The sequence below is a fragment of the Pseudomonas sp. ADAK13 genome (genome assembly GCF_012935715.1).
GTDB lineage: Bacteria > Pseudomonadota > Gammaproteobacteria > Pseudomonadales > Pseudomonadaceae > Aquipseudomonas.
The window spans coordinates 5,759,587-5,775,892 of record NZ_CP052860.1; the positions used below are offsets into that span (position 1 = coordinate 5,759,587).

Below are 16,306 nucleotides of genomic sequence, written 5' to 3' on the forward strand. Positions count from 1 at the left end.
GTGCGGGCGAGTGCCCAACGACATCCTCGGGGATTTGATCCAGCGCGAGGCCGGGCATATTTTCCCGGAGTCCGGCGACAACTACCTGTTCATGGTGCAATCGCGCTTCGACCCGGCGCTTCAACCCGGTATCGCATTGTCCCGTTCGCGCTTCGAGGACGGCGCCTTCACCCACGGCGAAAACCTCAAGAGTGGCGTGCACACGCCTTGGAAGACCGTGCAGATCCAGCGCCACACCGAACTGGAATTGCGCTTTATCGACCCGGCCACCCAACAACTGCACCCCGGTGTACGCGAGACCATTCGCAAAGGCTCGAACCTGTTTGTCACCTATCCCGGCTACTCCGACTACCGCCACATCCCGGTGGTGGGCAAGGGCGTGACCTTTGAACTGCCGGGCTCGCCGGACCGCTGGGGCATGATGTGCGAGGCCGACCTGGAAGAGGTCTACCGCCGGCGCTCCCTGAGCCACGGCTTGATGAAACCTTACCTGGCGACCATGGCCGGTCTGTTTGCCTGCAATTTCCTGGTCCGCCACTACAGCGGCTTGCCCGCCGCCTGGACCGATGCGTGCGAAGTATTGAGCATGGTCGTGGCGGCCATGCTGTTCAGCCGCCTGGGGCCCAAGCGCCTGGCCGCACGCCTGAATGAAATGACCGAAGTGATCCGCACCATCGCCGAGGGCGAAGGCAACCTGCGCCAGCGCCTGGACAGCGGGCGCATGGTCAACGACGAAACAGGCGACATGAGCCGCTGGATCAACAGTTTTATCGACCGCCTGGATTCGGTGGTCGGCCAAGTGGTCAAAGCCAGCCACAGCGTCGGCAACACCAATCAGTTGATGCTGGGCCGCAGCGAGGCGGCCGGGTTGATGTCCCATGAAGTGGCCGACGCCACCCACCGCATGATGATCATCGTTGAAGAGCAACTGGGGGAAATCCAGCAAGCCTCGGTGAGCGCCGAGCAAATGAAGCAGGCCATGGACGAGGTGGTCAGCCGCGCCCGCGAGCAATTCCTCGCGGTGCAGGTCGGCACCCAGTCGATTCGCGATGTGGTGCAGCGCTCCTCCGAAAGCGTGCAACTGCTGGACAGCCGCATGGCGCAGATCAGCAACATCACCGGGTTGATCAGCGACATCACCAACCAGACCAACCTGCTGGCCCTGAACGCGGCGATTGAGGCGGCCCGTGCCGGCGAGCATGGCCGCGGTTTTGCGGTAGTGGCCGACGAAGTTCGCACCTTGGCGTCGCGCACCTCCAAGGCCGCCGAAGACATTCGCCAGATGGTCGAAGGCTTGCAGAGCGAGACTCGCAAAGCCGTAGGCTTCATGGAAAACGGCGTAACCAATGTCGACAGCAGCCTGCGCCTGGCCGAGGATGCGTCGTCAGAAAACGTGCACCTGCACCAGGCGGTGGAGAGCATGTTCAGCATCATCCAGCAGCTCAACGCCCGCAGCCTCGACTATGGCAAGACCATCAAGCAGGTCAGCCACTCTTCGGAGCAGATGCGCCTGACCGTGGGGGTGTTGCAGACCAGCGCGGAAACCGTGCGGGTGAATGCCAACAAGTTGCAGAAGCTGGTGGGGTTGTTCGAGGTCAGTGGGGCTGCGGCCTGACCAGGCCACGTTTCTCCAGCAACAGGCGCTCCAGCTCCTGCATCGGCAACGGCCGGCTGAACAGATAGCCCTGGATCTGATCGCAGCCGGCTTCCCGCAGGAACTCCAGTTGCGCCTGGGTTTCCACGCCCTCGGCGACCACTCGCAGATTCAGGCTATGGGCCAGTTCGATGATGGTGCGGGTGATCGCCGCGTCCTGGGGGTTGCTGGTGACTTCGCGGATAAACGCGATATCGATTTTCAGCGTATCAATCGGAAACCGCCGCAAGTAAGCCAGGCTTGAATAACCGGTGCCGAAGTCATCGATGGAAATCTTTACCCCCATCGCCCGCAGCCGGTGCAGGCTGGCGATGGTGTGCTCAGTGTTTTCCATCAGCGAGCCTTCGGTGATCTCAACCTCCAGCCAATGCGGTTCTACGTTAACCCTGGCGAGGGACTGGGTGATGTCGGCAATCAAGTCACCTTCGATCAATTGATGCCCCGACACGTTGACCGACACTTCGACGGCACCCACCGCACTGGATTGCCACTCGGCGATCTGGCGACACACGTTGTCGATCACCCAGCGACCGAGCACCACGATCAACCCCAGGCTCTCCAGGATCGGAATGAATACCGCCGGAGACACCGCGCCATAACCGGGCCGGTCCCAGCGCAGCAACGCTTCAAGGGCACATACCTGACCGCCGGCCAGCTCGACCTTGGGCTGGTAGTGCAGTACGAATTCTTCACGTTCGACGGCCAGGCCCAGGGCTTTTTCCAGCTCCAGGCGAGCCAGGTCTCGGATGTTCAACCGGGCGGCGGCATGCTGGTGATGTTGCAGTTGCTGCTCCAGCATCAGGCTGTGATTTTTCAGCCGGTCGCCATGGGCCTTGAGCCGCAGCAGGTTACGCACCCGCAACCACAACTCGACCCGTTCCACCGGCTTGCTGATGAACTCTTCGGCACCGTTTTCCAGTCCGCTCAGGCGGGCGCTGGGCTCACTCAGGGCCGAGAGCATGATGATCGGGATGTTCGCGGTGGTCGGGTCCTGCTTGAGCTGGTTGGCCACTTCGTAGCCGTCCATGCCGGGCATCATGATGTCCAGCAGGATCAAGTCCGGCGGCTGTCGCGCCACCAGTTGCAAGGCTTCTTCACCACTGGCGGCGCTCAAGGTCTGGTAACCCTCGTGGCGCAGCAGGGTTTCCAGCAGCTTGCGCACCTGGATTTCATCATCAACGATCAACAGCGTTGCGGGTTGGCTGGCCATGGAGAGGACTCACGTCAGAGGAGTAATGTTTTGTTGCAGCAGCGTGTCGATCACCTGGTACAGCTCTTTGTAGCGCAGCGGCTTGATGATGTAGGCGTCGCAGCCGGCCCGCAGGGTTTTATCGCGGTCTTCCTTCATGGCCATGGCGGTCAGGGCGATCACCGGGATGTGCGCGGTGTGCGGGTCCTGCTTGAGCAACGACGTGGCTGCCAGGCCGTCCATGCCGGGCAACTGAATGTCCATCAGGATCAGCGCCGGTTGTTTTTCCCGGGCCAGGGTCAGCCCGGTCTCGGCATCGGCGGCCCACAACACGCTGTGGCCGGCGTTCACCAGCAGCAGGCGGGCGAGGCGCATATTCGCCTCGTTGTCTTCCACGATCAGGATTTCGGCCATGGGGCCTCCGTATCCGCGGCGCGGTGCAGCGGCAGCCACACCACAAAGCGGGCGCCGGCACCTTCGCGGCTGGCCACTGCGACGCTGCCGCCGTGCAGGTCGGTCAGTTGCTTGACCATCGCCAGGCCCAGGCCCGTGCCTTCGAATTTGCGCGCCAGGCTGCTGTCGATCTGGCTGAAGGCCTTGAACAACTTGCTCATGTCGTCGCGGGCGATCCCGATTCCGCTGTCGCTGACGCTCAGCTCCAGGAACTGTTGATGCGCGCTGGGCTGCAGGGCAAAGCCATGGGTGGGCCAGTCGCCGGGGATCTGCCCGACTTGCAAGCGACTCACCTCGCGCACCGACAGGGTCACGGAGCCGCCGTGCTCGCTGAACTTCACCGCATTGGCCAGCAGGTTGTAGATGATTTGCTTGGTCTTGCGCAGGTCCAGCTCCAGGGTGCCGAAGTCGTCCGGGCTTTCAAGCTTTAACTGGATGCGTTGCAAGGCGGCCTTTTCCCGCACGATCAGCAGGCTGTTGGCCAACAAGCCCGCCAACTCCACGGCTTCCAGCTCGAGGTCCATCATCCCGGCCTCGACCTTGGACAAGTCGAGGATGTCGTTGATCAGCGACAGCAAGTGCTGGCCACTGGTGAAGATGTCGCCGATGTATTCGCGCTGGATATCGCTCATGTCGCCCACCAGGCCGTCCTTGAGCGCCTCGGAAAAACCGATCACGGCGTTCAGCGGCGTGCGCAGCTCGTGGGACATGGTGGCCAGGAACTCGGACTTCATGTGGCTGGCGTGTTCCAGCTCCAGGTTCTTTTCTTCCAGGGCGCGCTCAAAGCCTTTGCGTTCGGCTTCTTCCTGCTTACGCGCGGTGTTGTCGGTGCCGATCAGCAGATAGCCGATGATCGCGTCGCTTTTATTGCGCAGGGCCGTCACCGAGACCATCGCCGACAGGCGACTATTGTCCTTGCGGATATAGGTCAGCTCGTAGATGTCTTCGATGCCCCGGGAGGCCTTGAACACCAGGGCTTCAAAGCCCGGCGTGATCGGCGTGTCCAGTTCCAGGCTGAGGGCGGCGGCGCGGGTGATCAGTTCGGCAGGGTCGGAAATGTCGGCCGGGGTGACGCGGTTCAGCACATCGGCGGCGGCATACCCGAGCATGCGTTCGGCGCCGACGTTGAAGATCTGGATCACGCCTTTTTCGTCGGTGGCGATGCTGGAAAAGTAGGCGCTGTTGAAGATCGCGTCTTGCAGGGCGCCGGTCTTGAGCAGGGTTTTCTGGCGTTTGAATTCGACGATTTTTTCGGCCCGGGATTGGGGTTCGGGCGAGTTGTCGAGAGCAGGTTTTTCCATCGCAGGGCATTCCGTGAACTTCAGGCCCGACACCGCCGAAGGCCGTGCCGCAGAGCATGCTCACAGAAGATCGCACGGGTGCGATGAGGAGGAGATGAGGTCTTTTGACAATAGCAGACATTGTGGCGATTTGATGGCTGAAAACATCCCCCCGGAAGCTTTCAGCCCTCAAATGAATAGATTCAGCTCAATACCGCACACTGTGAGCGCAGAAACAACGCCGTGGCCTGCAGATAGTGGTCAGGCGTTAACCAAATGAAGGTTTATTCATCTGATGAAACGTTTAATCAATCGATAAAAGGCCTACGCAAGCGCTTGCGTAAACAAATGTATCTGATTAGAGTCGGCAGCAATCAGGTCTGCCGATGGCTGTCATCGGCACACGCTTGAACACAAAAATAATAAAACCAGGAGCTCAGTCATGAGCCTTGACCCCTTGCTTGAAATGCAGGGCATCAGCAAGACCTTCAATGGCCTGCGGGTGCTCAAGAACGTCAGCCTGAAAGTCTATCCCGGTGAAATTCACGCCTTGATGGGTGAGAACGGCGCCGGCAAATCGACGTTGATGAAGATCCTCTCCGGTGCCTACCAGGCCGATGACGGCGGCACCATCCGCATCGATGGCCAACCCGTCGCCAGTTACAACCCAGCCTCCGCCAAAGCCCTCGGCATTGCCGTGATCTACCAGGAACTCAGCCTGTGCCCGAACCTCACGGTGGCCGAGAACATCTACCTGGGCCGTGAACTGCGCCGTGGCTGGACCATCGACCGCAAGGGCATGGAAGCCGGGGTGGCCGAGGTGCTGGCAAGGCTTGGTGCAGAATTCACACCCAGCACCCGCGTCGCCAGCCTGTCCATCGCCGAGCGCCAACTGGTGGAAATCGCCCGGGCCCTGCATGCCCACGCGAAAATCCTGGTGATGGACGAGCCCACCACGCCGCTTTCATCCCGAGAGACCGACCGCCTGTTCGCGCTGATCAAACAGCTGCGCAGCCAGGGCCTGGCGATCATCTACATCAGCCACCGCATGGCCGAAATCTATGAGCTGTCGGACCGGGTTTCGGTGCTGCGGGACGGCGAGTACGTCGGCGAACTGGCGCGGGACGTGCTGTCGGCCGAGGTGCTGGTAAAGATGATGGTGGGCCGCGACCTTTCCGGTTTCTACAAGAAAGAACATGCCGCCTACGACCCGGGCCAGGTGGTGATGCGCGTACGTGACATGGCCGACGGCAAGCGCGTGCGCCACTGCAGCTTCGACTTGCACGCCGGTGAAGTGTTGGGCATCGCCGGGCTGGTGGGCGCTGGCCGTACCGAGCTGGCGCGACTGATCTTTGCGGCCGACCCACGTACCTCCGGCACCCTTGAGGTGGTCGGCAAGACCGTGACCCAGTTGCGCAACCCGGCGGACGCGATTCGGGCCGGCGTGGTGTACCTCACCGAAGACCGCAAGGCCCAGGGCCTGTTTCTCGACATGAGCGTGGCCGACAACATCAACGTGTGCGCCTGTGTGCCGGATGCCCATGCCGGCGGTGTGCTCGACCGTGGCCACGGTGCGCAGCGGGCACGTGATGCAATCAAGTCGCTGTCGATCCGCGTGGCGTCGGGCAAGGTAAACGTCGGGGCGTTGTCCGGCGGCAACCAGCAGAAGGTGCTGTTGGCGCGGCTGCTGGAGGTCAAGCCCCATGTGCTGATCCTCGACGAACCTACACGGGGCGTAGACATCGGTTCCAAATCCGAGATCTACCGCATCATCAATCAACTGGCCAAGGCCGGCGTGGGCATCGTGGTGATCTCCAGCGAGCTGCCGGAAATCATCGGCACCTGCGACCGCGTGCTGATCATGCGCGAAGGGCAACTGGTGGCCGAAGTGGGCGGGGCATCCGGACTGGATATTTCCCAGGAGGCGATTATCGACCTCGCCACCGGCAGCGAGCAGGTGGCGGCCCATGGCTAATTCAAACACGAGCGGGAGCAACACCATGACTGTGGCAACGATCGGCAAGGCTGAGCGTATTCGGGAACTGATGCGCACGGTGGGCATGTTGCCGGTGCTGGTGTTGCTGCTGGTGGGCTTTGCCCTGGCCAGCGAAAACTTCATGACCGTGCAGAACCTGTCGATCATCACCCAGCAGGCTTCGGTCAACGTGGTGCTGGCGGCGGGCATGACCTTTGTGATCCTCACGGCGGGCATCGACCTGTCGGTAGGCGCGATTCTCGCCGCCTCGGCGGTGGTTGCGCTGCAAGCCTCGATGTCGCCGCAATTCGGCATGTTCGGGATTGCTGCCGGGATCGGCTTCGGGCTGTTGCTCGGCCTGGTCAACGGCGGCCTGATCGCGTTCATGCGCCTGCCGCCGTTTATCGTCACCCTGGGTGCGCTGACCGCCATGCGCGGTTTGGCGCGCCTGTTGGCCGACGACAAAACCGTGTTCAACCCTGACTTGCCGTTCGCCTTTATCGGCAACGATTCAGTGCTCGGTGTGCCATGGCTGGTGATCATCGCCGTGGCCGTGATCGCGCTGTCGTGGTTCATCCTGCGGCGCACGGTGATGGGGGTGCAGATCTACTCCGTGGGCGGCAACCCGGAAGCGGCGCGGTTGTCGGGGATCAAGGTGTGGAAAGTCCTGCTGTTCGTCTATGCCATGTCCGGCGCTTTGGCCGGTCTCGGCGCGGTGATGAGTGCGTCGCGCCTGTTCGCCGCCAATGGCCTGCAACTGGGGCAATCCTATGAACTGGATGCCATCGCGGCGGTGATTCTCGGCGGCACCAGTTTTACCGGCGGCGTCGGCACCATTGGCGGCACGCTGATTGGTGCGCTGATCATCGCGGTATTGACCAACGGCCTGGTGCTGCTGGGCGTGTCGGATATCTGGCAATACATCATCAAGGGCATCGTGATCATTGGCGCGGTGGCGCTGGATCGTTATCGCCAGTCCGGTGCACGGACCTGATTTCACTCAAACAACAATCACAAGAGAGTCATCATGAACTTCAAACGCATGTTTCCTGTTGTCGCCTCCCTGGGCGTTGCCGTGTTGATGTCCCACGCCGTAGAGGCCCGTGAGCTGAAAGCCATCGGCATCAGCATGGGCTCCCTGGGTAACCCGTATTTCGTGACCCTGGCCGACGGCGCCACGGCCCGGGCCAAGGAGCTGAACCCGGCCGTCAAGGTGACCTCGGTGTCGGCCGACTATGACCTGAGCAAGCAGTTCTCGCAGATCGACAACTTCATCTCGTCCAAGGTCGACCTGATCCTGCTCAATGCCGTCGACCCGTCGGCCATGGCCTCGGCGATCAAGAAAGCCCGTGACGCCGGGATCGTGGTGGTGGCGGTGGACGTCGACGCCAAGGGCGTGAATGCCACGGTGCAGACCGACAACGTCGAAGCCGGCAAGCTCGCCTGCCAGTTCATCGTCGACAAGCTCTCGGGCAAGGGCAACGTGATTATCCAGAACGGCCCGCAAGTGACTGCGGTGACCGATCGCGTCAAAGGCTGTAAAGCGGCCCTGGCCAGCGCGCCGGATATCAAGGTGCTGTCGGACGACCAGGACGGCAAAGGCTCACGCGAAGGCGGCTTGAACGTGATGCAGGGCTACCTGACGCGCTTCCAGAAAATCGATGGCCTGTTTGCGATCAACGATCCCCAGGCCATCGGCAGCGACTTGGCCGCCAAGCAGCTCAAACGCAGCGGCATCATCATCACCTCCGTGGACGGCGCGCCGGACATCGAGAATGCCTTGAAGACCGACACCCTGATCCAGGCCTCCGCCAGCCAGGACCCATGGGCCATGGCTCAGACGGCGGTCAACGTCGGCAATGACATTCTCAATGACAAACAACCCGCCGAAGCGGTTACCCTGCTGACCCCAAAACTGATCACCCGCGACAACGTCGGTTCCTACAGCGGCTGGTCAAGCAAACATTAAGCGCGCGCAGGAGTGAGTACCGTGGCAACCATGGAGGATGTGGCAAGAATTGCAGGGGTGTCGACGTCGACGGTTTCTCACGTCTTGAACGGCACCCGCAAGGTCAGCCCGGACACGGTGCAAGCGGTGCAGAGCGCGATCAGCCAGTTGGGCTACATCCCCAATACGCTGGCGCGCTCCCTGGCGAGGTCCACCACCAACACGATTGGCGTGGCGATCTCGGCGCTGTCCAACCATTACTTCAGTGAAACGGTGCACGCGATTGAAACCGAGTGCGCCAAGCACGGCTACATGATGCTGTTTGTCGATACCCACGACGATCCCGAGCAGGAGCTGCGCGTGGTTACGGCGCTGCACCACCGGCGGGTGGACGGCATTCTGCTGGCGCCGTCCACCGGTTCGCTGGCCCTGGAATACTTGCAGGCCAATGAAGTACCGGCGGTGTTGGTGGACCGGATGATGAGCGACCGTTTCGATCAGGTCGGGGTGGAAAATACGCTGTCCACCCAGGCCCTGGTGACGCACTTGATCGAGCATGGCCACCGGCGCATCGGTTTTATTTCCGGGCGGGCAGGGCTGGGCACTTCCGATGAGCGCGTGGCCGGTTATCACGCTGCGTTGCAGGCGGCAGGATTGCCGCTTGATCCACAGTTGCTGGTCAATGGCGGCTCCAGCAGTGAGCCGGCGCGCCACGCCACCGCGCAGTTGCTGGCCCTGGAGACGCCACCCACGGCAATCATGGCGGGCAACAACCTGATGACCCTCGGTGCAATGCATGCCTTGCGCGATGCGCGCATCGAGGTGCCCGGGCAAATGGCCCTGGTGGGTTTTGATGATTTTGATTGGGCGGACTTCTTCGTACCGCGCCTGACCCTGATCGCGCAACCGGTGCAGGAACTCGGCGCCCGTGCGGTCAACCTGTTGCTTGAGCGCATGGCGTCGCCCAAGCGTAAAAAACACAGCGTGCGGCTTGCGCCCACCCTGAAGATTCGTAATTCATGCGGCTGCCCCTGATATGAACAACCCGGTTTCCCTTGGCATTGATCTTGGCACCTCGGAACTCAAGGCGATCCTGATGGACGAGCACGGCAGTGTCCTCGCCCATGCCGGTGCGCGCCTGACGATATCTCGCCGGCACACGGGCTGGTCCGAGCAGGCGCCGGAGGATTGGTGGCACGCGTGCCTCAGCGCCCTGGACCAGTTGCGCGCGGATCAGCCGCAGGCTTATGGCCGCGTGAGCTGCATTGGCTTGTCCGGGCAGATGCACGGCGCCGTATTGCTGGGGGATGACGACCGGGTGTTGTACCCGGCCATCCTCTGGGATGACTCCCGCGCCATGGCCCAGGCCGAAGCCCTGGGCCGCGAGTTTGCCGAGGTCACCGGCAGCTTGCCGATGGCTGGCCTCACCGCGCCGAAACTGCTGTGGCTGCAGCAGCACGAACCCGACGTATTCGAGGCAATTGACTGCGTACTGTCGCCCAAGGATTACCTGCGCCTGCGCTTGAGTGGTGAGCGTGTGAGCGATGTGTCCGACGGTGCCGGCACGTTGTGGCTGGACGTGGCCAACCGGCAATGGTTCGAGCCCATGCTGCGTGCAACGGGTTTGCGATTGGCCCAAATGCCAAGGCTGGTGGAAGGCGGGGCGGCCAGTGCTCATTTGAACGCTGCGGCAGCGCTGCGCCTGGGCCTGGCCGAGGGCCTGGTGATTGCCGGCGGTGGCGGGGACAACCCGGTGGCGGCGGTGGGCATCGGTGCGGTGAATGCGGGGGATGCGTTTATCACCCTTGGTACCAGCGCGGCCATTGTTGCGATCACCGACCACGCGGCGGGCAATCCGGCGAGTGCCGTGCATAGCTTCTGTCATGCACTGCCCAATCGCTGGTACACCATGGGCGCCATGCTGGCCGGAGCCAGTTGCTTGCGCTGGGTGACACGGTTGACGGGCGCTGTCGATGAGCAGGCGTTGCTGGATCGCGTGCAGGCCGAGTTGCCGATCGGGCAGGCTGTGGCGGTTTCCAATCCGTTGTTCTTGCCGTACCTGGCGGGCGAACGTACGCCCCATAACGACCCGTTGCTGCGCGGTGGTTTCATGAACCTGGGGCATGACTGCACGCCGGCGATGCTGGGTTATGCGGTGATGGAAGGGGTCGGGTTCGGGCTGCTGGATGCACTGAATGCGGTGCAGTCAGCCGGCGCCACGGTGGGCGCCTGCGCACTGGTGGGCGGTGGCGCGCGCAGTGAATATTGGGCGCAGTTGCTGGCCAATATTCTGGAGCGGGAGATCTTTACGTTGCATGGCAGTGAACTGGGTGCGTGTATGGGGGCGGCGAAGCTGGGGTTTGTGGCGAACGGGCAGGGCGCGGCACTGCTGAGGGCGGGGATGCCGGTGAAGGCACGGTTTTTCCCGGATGGCGCCCAAGCCGCTGTGCTGCAGGCGCGGTATCACAAGTTCCAGGGACTGTTGGGCGCCGCCAAGGCATTGCACGATTAAAACCCTACTGGGTCAGTAACCAGTCACGAAACGCCTGCACTTTCGCCAGTTCGCCGCACTCTGGCCGGTACACCACGTAGTACGCCAGAGCCACGGCGCTTTGGACCTGGCCAAACGGGCGGATCAGGCGCCCCGAAGCCAGGTCGTCGTGCACCATAACGCTGCGGCCCAACGCAAGGCCTTGCCCTTCGATCGCCGCCTGCACCACGGCCGCCGAGTTGTTGATGCGCAACCCGTGGCTGGCATCCGTACCCGGTTGCCCCATGGCATCCAGCCAGGTTCGCCAGGTGGGAAAGCCGGGGTCTCCGGCCATGGAAAGGTCATGGATCAGCGTGCATTGCGCGAGTTGTTCCAGGCTGAGCGTGCCGTTGGCCAGCGCTGGATAGTTGGGGGAGCAGACGGGAAACAGGTCCTCGTCCATCAACTTGATCGCGGTTAATCCAGGCCAGCTGCCAGCGCCATAGCGCACGCCGATGTCGATACTTTCCGCGAGAAAATCCAGGGTCTTGAGGTTGGTGTTCAGCAGTACATCGATCTCCGGATGCAGCTGCTGAAACCGCTCCAGCCTGGGCAACAACCACTTGCCGGCAAATGCCGGGCTGACCGTCACGGTCAGGTCGGCGCTCTGTGACGCTTCCTTCAAGCGCGCCAACCCCACCCGCAACCGATCAAAACCCTCGCGAATGTCCGGCAACGCCGACCGGGCCACGTCCGTCAGTACCAACCGCGTATTGCCGCTGCTGGCCCGGGTGAATAACGGCACCCCGAGCCACGCCTCCAAACTGCGCACTTGCTGGCCGACGGCGGCTGAAGTGACGTTCAGCTCTTCCGCTGCCGCAGAGAAGCTTTGATGCCGGGCCGCGGCTTCGAACGCGCGCAGGGCGTTGAGGTATCCGAGTGAGTTCATCTAAAGAATTTCTTTAATGATGGCGAAAGAGATCTGGTTTGTTGGCCTTACGCCAAGCCGCAAGAATAGCAGGCAACCCGGCGATATAAGTAACAGGCGCTGGAAATCCTATACTCAGAGGTTATTTGCCATGCAAAGATTTTCTTCCAAGGTTGTGATCGTTACCGGTGGCGGTTCGGGTATCGGCAAAGAAGTCGCACGCCGTTTTGTGGAAGAGGGCGCCAACGTGGTGATTGGCGGTCGTGACGCGGCAAAACTGCAGCGTGTTGCTGAAGCAATCGACCCAAGCGGCACCTCGATTCGCGCACTGGCCGGCGACATCGCCAACCCGGCCACGGCCCAGGCCTTGGTAGACGAGGCGGTGAAGGCGTTTGGTGGAGTGGATATCCTGGTAAACAACGCGGGTGTGTTCCGTCCCAAGCCATTCCTGGAAGTGGATGCCACGGAATACGACTGGTTTCTCGAAACCATCCTCAAAGGCAAATTCTTCATGGCCCAGGCGGCGGCGAAAGCCATGCTGCAACGCGGTGGCGGTGCGATTGTGCAGACCGGTTCCCTGTGGGCGATCCAGGCCATTGGCGCTACACCGTCGGCGGCGTACTCGGCGGCCAACGCCGGGGTGCATGCGCTGACCCGCAACCTCGCGATTGAGCTGGCCTCGTCCAATATCCGGATCAACACCGTGGCCCCGGCCGTAGTGGAAACCCCGGTGTATGGCACATTCATGGACGAAAACCAGGTCAAGGCAGTGCTGCCGACCTTCAACGCCTTTCACCCGTTGGGCCGTAATGGCCAGCCGGCGGATATTGCCCAGGCAATCCTGTTCCTGGCGTCGAGCGAGGCTTCGTGGATTACCGGTACGGTGTTGCCTGTCGATGGTGGCGTGACTGCGGGCCGTAACTGACTGGGCAACCCGGCCTGGCCTTAAACCTGTGCCAGGGCTCTTGTGGTGAGGGGGCTTGTCCCCCGCTGGGCTGCGAAGCAGCCCCAAAAAAACGGGAGCGCTTCGCACTCCAACGGGGGACAAGCCCCCTCGCCACAGAGACGATTCAGGCTTTGGCAGCCAGTTCGCGCAGCACCTTGAGCAACGTGGTCTCACCCTTGACCACCCCGGCATGCTCAAAGCAGATCCAGCCTTCATTAAACCCATCGATCATGCGCATGCGCGGCAACGGATTCTGCGCACCTTGTTCCCGAAACATCGCTTCCCAGGTATCCCGAGGCACCACCTGCGCGATCACGCCGCGACCGAGCACTTCGGTCAGGGTGCGGGCAATGTCGTTCGGGCTGACCCACTGGCCTTCCAGCTCAACCACCCGGTGCCCGCTCCAGTGTTGCTGCAACAGTTGCGCGGCGAGGCGGCCGACGTCAGCGGTGGCGATCATCGGTACGGCTTTATCCAGCGGTTGCAGGAAGCTGTTGATCACCCCGTGTTCACGGGCGGCGACCACGTCATAGGCCGCGTTTTCCATAAACCAGCCCGGACGCAGGAAGGTCACCGGCACGTTCAACGCGCTCAGCGCCTGTTCCATCAAGGTCCGTTGAGTCAGCAGGTTAACGTGCTCGGCCTGGGCGCCGATGGTCGACAGGCACACCACCTTTTGCGGCGCAGCAGCCTCGATGGCCTGGGCAACGGCGGCAATCACCTTGCGCGCCTCGGGAAAACCGGGCGCCGGGTCGAAGTCCGACGGCGGCAGAATGAACACGCCGGTGGCGCCTTTGAACGCTTCGGTAAGTGCGGCGGCGTCGTCCATGTTCGCGATGGCGACCTCGCAACCCAGCGCGGCCCATTCGGCGCCTTTGGCGGCATCGCGGATCACCGCGCGCACCGGTTGATGATCATTGAGGAGAAACCGCGCCAGGGCGCCGCCGACTTTGCCTGTGATTCCGGTGATGACATACATGGTGTTTACGCCTGTTGTTCCAATGTGTGGAGCAAGCATAAACACCGCACCCGATGCACAGAATAGCGATCCCGTCACTGCATCAGTGACTCAAAGTCACGAGTCGCCAAGTGGCGGCAACCGGCGTTTGACCGGGGTTTTCTTGACGATGGCGGTGTTGGTTTCGGCGTACGCGTTGAGCCGGTCCAGCAGGGTGTCCAACTGATCCATGGTGCGCACGTGCAGGCGCGCAATGAAGCAGTCATCGCCGGTCACCTTGTCGCATTCGGTGAACTCCGGGATCGCCTGGATCTGCCGTTCCACTTCCTGCAGTTTCCCGGGCAGCGGGCGAATACGCACGATGGCTTGCAGCAGATAGCCAAAATGCTTGGGGTCGATGTCCACGGTGTAGTTTTTTAATACGCCGCGCTCTTCCAGGCGGCGCAGTCGCTCGCCGACACTGGGGGAGGAGAGGCCGGTGATGCCCGCCAAGGCCTTGAGGGACAGACGTGAATCATCCATCAGTGCGGCGATCAGTTGCTGGTCAATGCTGTCAATCATGGTCGCTCCGAAAGCCATTGCGCGGGTTTGCCTAATAAGAATAGGCGAAATACACGGTTCGCCTTATTTAGAATCTGGAGTCGCTGCAAGTCAGATTGCCATAATTGAGCCTCACTTGAGGAGCTCAATCATGGACAAATCCATACGTCGCGGTTCATGGGAAATGGTCGCCGCCATGCTGATATCCGGCACCATCGGCTGGTTTGTACTGGTGTCGGGTGTGCCCGTTGTCGAGGTGGTGTTCTGGCGCTGCGTGATCGGCGCAGTGACGTTGCTGGTGGTCTGCTGGCTGATGGGCTATCTGCGACTTGACCTGCTGAGCTACGCCAAATTGGGGCTGGCGATGCTCAGCGGCGTGGCGATCGTGGGCAATTGGTTGCTGCTGTTTGAGTCCTATGCCAGGGCTTCAATCTCCATCAGCACGGCGGTGTATAACGTGCAGCCGTTCATGCTGGTGATGCTGGCGGCGGTGTTCCTGGGCGAGAAAATTACCGTGCAGAAGCTTGCCTGGTTGAGCGTGGCGTTCGTCGGGATGCTGGCGATTGTCACCGCCCATGGCGATCAGCAAAACGCCGGGGATGACTATCTGGTGGGCGTGGCATTGGCGCTGGGGGCGGCATTTCTGTATGCGATTGCGGCGCTGATCATCAAGCGCTTGAAGGACGTGCCGCCGCATTTGATGGCGTTGATCCAGGTGACCACGGGCGCCGTGCTGCTGGCGCCGCTGATGCAGTGGCAGAGCCTGTCCGCCTCGATGGATTCGTGGGCGGCACTGCTGGCCCTGGGCGTGGTGCATACCGGCCTGATGTACGTGTTGCTGTATGGGGCGATCCAGAAGTTGCCCACGGCAATCACCGGGGCGCTGTCGTTTATTTACCCGATCGCGGCCATTTTTGTTGACTGGATCGCCTTTGGTCATCGCCTGGGTTGGCTGCAATGGCTCGGCGTGGCGGCGATTCTGCTCGCGGCGGCGGGGTTGCAGCGGGGTTGGTGGTGGAGACCAAAAACTGGTATGCAGACGAGCTGAATCCAGGCTGCATCTCAGGAGAATCAAATGTCTGCATCGGAGCATCTAGCGAAAGAGCAATTTCTTTCAATGCTGGAAAAATCAGTAAGGCCCTCATTTTTCTTGTTGGTCATCAGCTTTCTGGTCTTCTTCGATTCCGTGATGGTGTACTTTTCCGGGGTGGGGATCGTAGGCCTCCAAATACCGGGGAACACGCTCAATCTAGAGCTCGGGATAAAACTCCTGATTGGGTTTATTGCCTTTTCAGGCCTGATTTCCCTCGCTTTGCCCGTTATATACAGCCTGGCAGGTACGCTTTATCTTGCCTTTGGCGTACCGGCGCTTACCGGGTTTGAGAACTGGATCCTGAGCGCATCCGGAATCACGGGACGCGAAACGTTCAACGTCAGATACCGGCGCAATCGGGATTGCGTCAGAGCGTGGGAGTTAAGAGCGGAGGCACATGAGACGCAGAGTGACTTTTTAATCAATCTGTATAACAACCATGCTGCGCGACGCAAGGCCGATCGAGCAGAGCAGCACACGAACCAGTACTACGCCTTCTGTGCATTCTTCCTGACGGTTTTTAACTTCTGGTTACCGGGAGGCTCACAAGCCAGCACCTTATGCGGGTGGCTCGAAATGCAAACAGGATCGAGCATGCTGATTGGGTTAATCCTGCTTGTATTGTTTTTATTGATGGTTGTGCCATTTCATGTCGACCGCGCTGCAGGCGAAGACATTTACCATCCGCCGCTGCATCAAAGGCTTGAACAGCGGGATGAGCAATCCTTCCAGCGCCAGCGCGCGCTTGATGCCCAACTGGAGCGTGATGTGCAGGAGCGCAAGACGAAGCGGGAAAAACGCCTGAAAAATGAAGAACACCGTCTGGAAGACGGCGACATTGATGAGACTTGATGACCTGTCAAACGAGCACA

General features: G+C 61.3%; 15 protein-coding genes. 9 read left to right on the forward strand and 6 right to left on the reverse strand.

Going from position 1 to position 16,306, the window contains the following annotated elements:
- The first annotated feature begins 979 nt into the window (after positions 1 to 979).
- Entirely contained in the window at positions 980 to 1,615 is a 636-nt protein-coding gene (locus HKK54_RS34070; protein WP_442962342.1) for a methyl-accepting chemotaxis protein, read from the forward strand.
- On the opposite strand, the gene HKK54_RS26535 is transcribed toward HKK54_RS34070, so the two are convergent.
- The 3 genes from HKK54_RS26535 to HKK54_RS26545 are packed head-to-tail and all read right to left on the reverse strand — an operon-like array spanning position 1,596 to position 4,597.
- Positions 1,596 to 2,864 (reverse strand): EAL domain-containing response regulator, encoded by a 1,269-nt coding sequence (locus HKK54_RS26535; RefSeq protein WP_169388369.1) that lies wholly within the window; start codon positions 2,862 to 2,864, stop codon positions 1,596 to 1,598. The two genes, HKK54_RS34070 and HKK54_RS26535, sit on opposite strands and share 20 nt — an antisense overlap.
- 9 nt (positions 2,865 to 2,873) lie before the next feature.
- Positions 2,874 to 3,257: a response regulator gene (locus tag HKK54_RS26540; protein ID WP_010170795.1), complete on the reverse strand. Its 384-nt coding sequence runs from the start codon at positions 3,255 to 3,257 to the stop codon at positions 2,874 to 2,876.
- Positions 3,242 to 4,597, reverse strand: a complete 1,356-nt coding sequence (locus tag HKK54_RS26545; protein ID WP_169388370.1) for a sensor histidine kinase — start codon at positions 4,595 to 4,597, stop codon at positions 3,242 to 3,244. Before HKK54_RS26545 ends, HKK54_RS26540 begins: the two co-directional genes overlap by 16 nt.
- 421 nt (positions 4,598 to 5,018) lie before the next feature.
- Between HKK54_RS26545 and HKK54_RS26550 the strand changes: the two genes are divergently transcribed.
- From HKK54_RS26550 to xylB, 5 genes are read left to right on the forward strand one after another with little or no spacing between them, the layout of a single operon-like run.
- A complete protein-coding gene (locus HKK54_RS26550) occupies positions 5,019 to 6,551 on the forward strand; it encodes a sugar ABC transporter ATP-binding protein (protein ID WP_169388371.1) in 1,533 nt (510 codons plus the stop codon).
- A 25-nt stretch (positions 6,552 to 6,576) separates the two neighbouring features.
- The gene (locus tag HKK54_RS26555; protein ID WP_178120999.1) at positions 6,577 to 7,545 is read left to right on the forward strand and encodes an ABC transporter permease subunit; all 969 of its coding nucleotides are present in this window, start codon (positions 6,577 to 6,579) and stop codon (positions 7,543 to 7,545) included.
- Positions 7,546 to 7,578: 33 nt separating this feature from the next.
- The gene (locus HKK54_RS26560; protein WP_010170799.1) at positions 7,579 to 8,520 is read left to right on the forward strand and encodes an ABC transporter substrate-binding protein; all 942 of its coding nucleotides are present in this window, start codon (positions 7,579 to 7,581) and stop codon (positions 8,518 to 8,520) included.
- A gap of 21 nt (positions 8,521 to 8,541) precedes the next feature.
- Complete coding sequence (locus tag HKK54_RS26565; RefSeq protein WP_169388373.1) at positions 8,542 to 9,534, forward strand: LacI family DNA-binding transcriptional regulator; 993 nt, start codon at positions 8,542 to 8,544, stop codon at positions 9,532 to 9,534.
- A gap of 1 nt (position 9,535) precedes the next feature.
- The gene (gene xylB, locus HKK54_RS26570) at positions 9,536 to 11,011 is read left to right on the forward strand and encodes a xylulokinase (RefSeq protein WP_169388374.1); all 1,476 of its coding nucleotides are present in this window, start codon (positions 9,536 to 9,538) and stop codon (positions 11,009 to 11,011) included.
- A gap of 4 nt (positions 11,012 to 11,015) precedes the next feature.
- Here xylB and gcvA read toward each other — a convergent pair whose 3' ends face one another.
- Positions 11,016 to 11,918: a transcriptional regulator GcvA gene (gene gcvA, locus HKK54_RS26575; RefSeq protein WP_169388375.1), complete on the reverse strand. Its 903-nt coding sequence runs from the start codon at positions 11,916 to 11,918 to the stop codon at positions 11,016 to 11,018.
- Between the two features lie 130 nt (positions 11,919 to 12,048).
- Between gcvA and HKK54_RS26580 the strand changes: the two genes are divergently transcribed.
- A complete protein-coding gene (locus HKK54_RS26580) occupies positions 12,049 to 12,822 on the forward strand; it encodes an SDR family NAD(P)-dependent oxidoreductase (RefSeq protein ID WP_169388376.1) in 774 nt (257 codons plus the stop codon).
- Between the two features lie 145 nt (positions 12,823 to 12,967).
- Here HKK54_RS26580 and HKK54_RS26585 read toward each other — a convergent pair whose 3' ends face one another.
- The gene (locus HKK54_RS26585) at positions 12,968 to 13,822 is read right to left on the reverse strand and encodes an NmrA family NAD(P)-binding protein (protein ID WP_169388377.1); all 855 of its coding nucleotides are present in this window, start codon (positions 13,820 to 13,822) and stop codon (positions 12,968 to 12,970) included.
- A 96-nt stretch (positions 13,823 to 13,918) separates the two neighbouring features.
- Positions 13,919 to 14,362 carry an Lrp/AsnC family transcriptional regulator gene (locus HKK54_RS26590; RefSeq protein WP_008433323.1) on the reverse strand — a complete coding sequence of 148 codons (444 nt, stop codon included), beginning with the start codon at positions 14,360 to 14,362 and terminating at the stop codon, positions 13,919 to 13,921.
- Positions 14,363 to 14,492: 130 nt separating this feature from the next.
- On the opposite strand from HKK54_RS26590, the gene HKK54_RS26595 reads away from it, so the two are divergent.
- A complete protein-coding gene (locus HKK54_RS26595) occupies positions 14,493 to 15,389 on the forward strand; it encodes a DMT family transporter (RefSeq protein WP_169388378.1) in 897 nt (298 codons plus the stop codon).
- Positions 15,390 to 15,416: 27 nt separating this feature from the next.
- Complete coding sequence (locus HKK54_RS26600; RefSeq protein ID WP_169388379.1) at positions 15,417 to 16,286, forward strand: hypothetical protein; 870 nt, start codon at positions 15,417 to 15,419, stop codon at positions 16,284 to 16,286.
- The last annotated feature ends 20 nt before the right edge of the window (positions 16,287 to 16,306 follow it).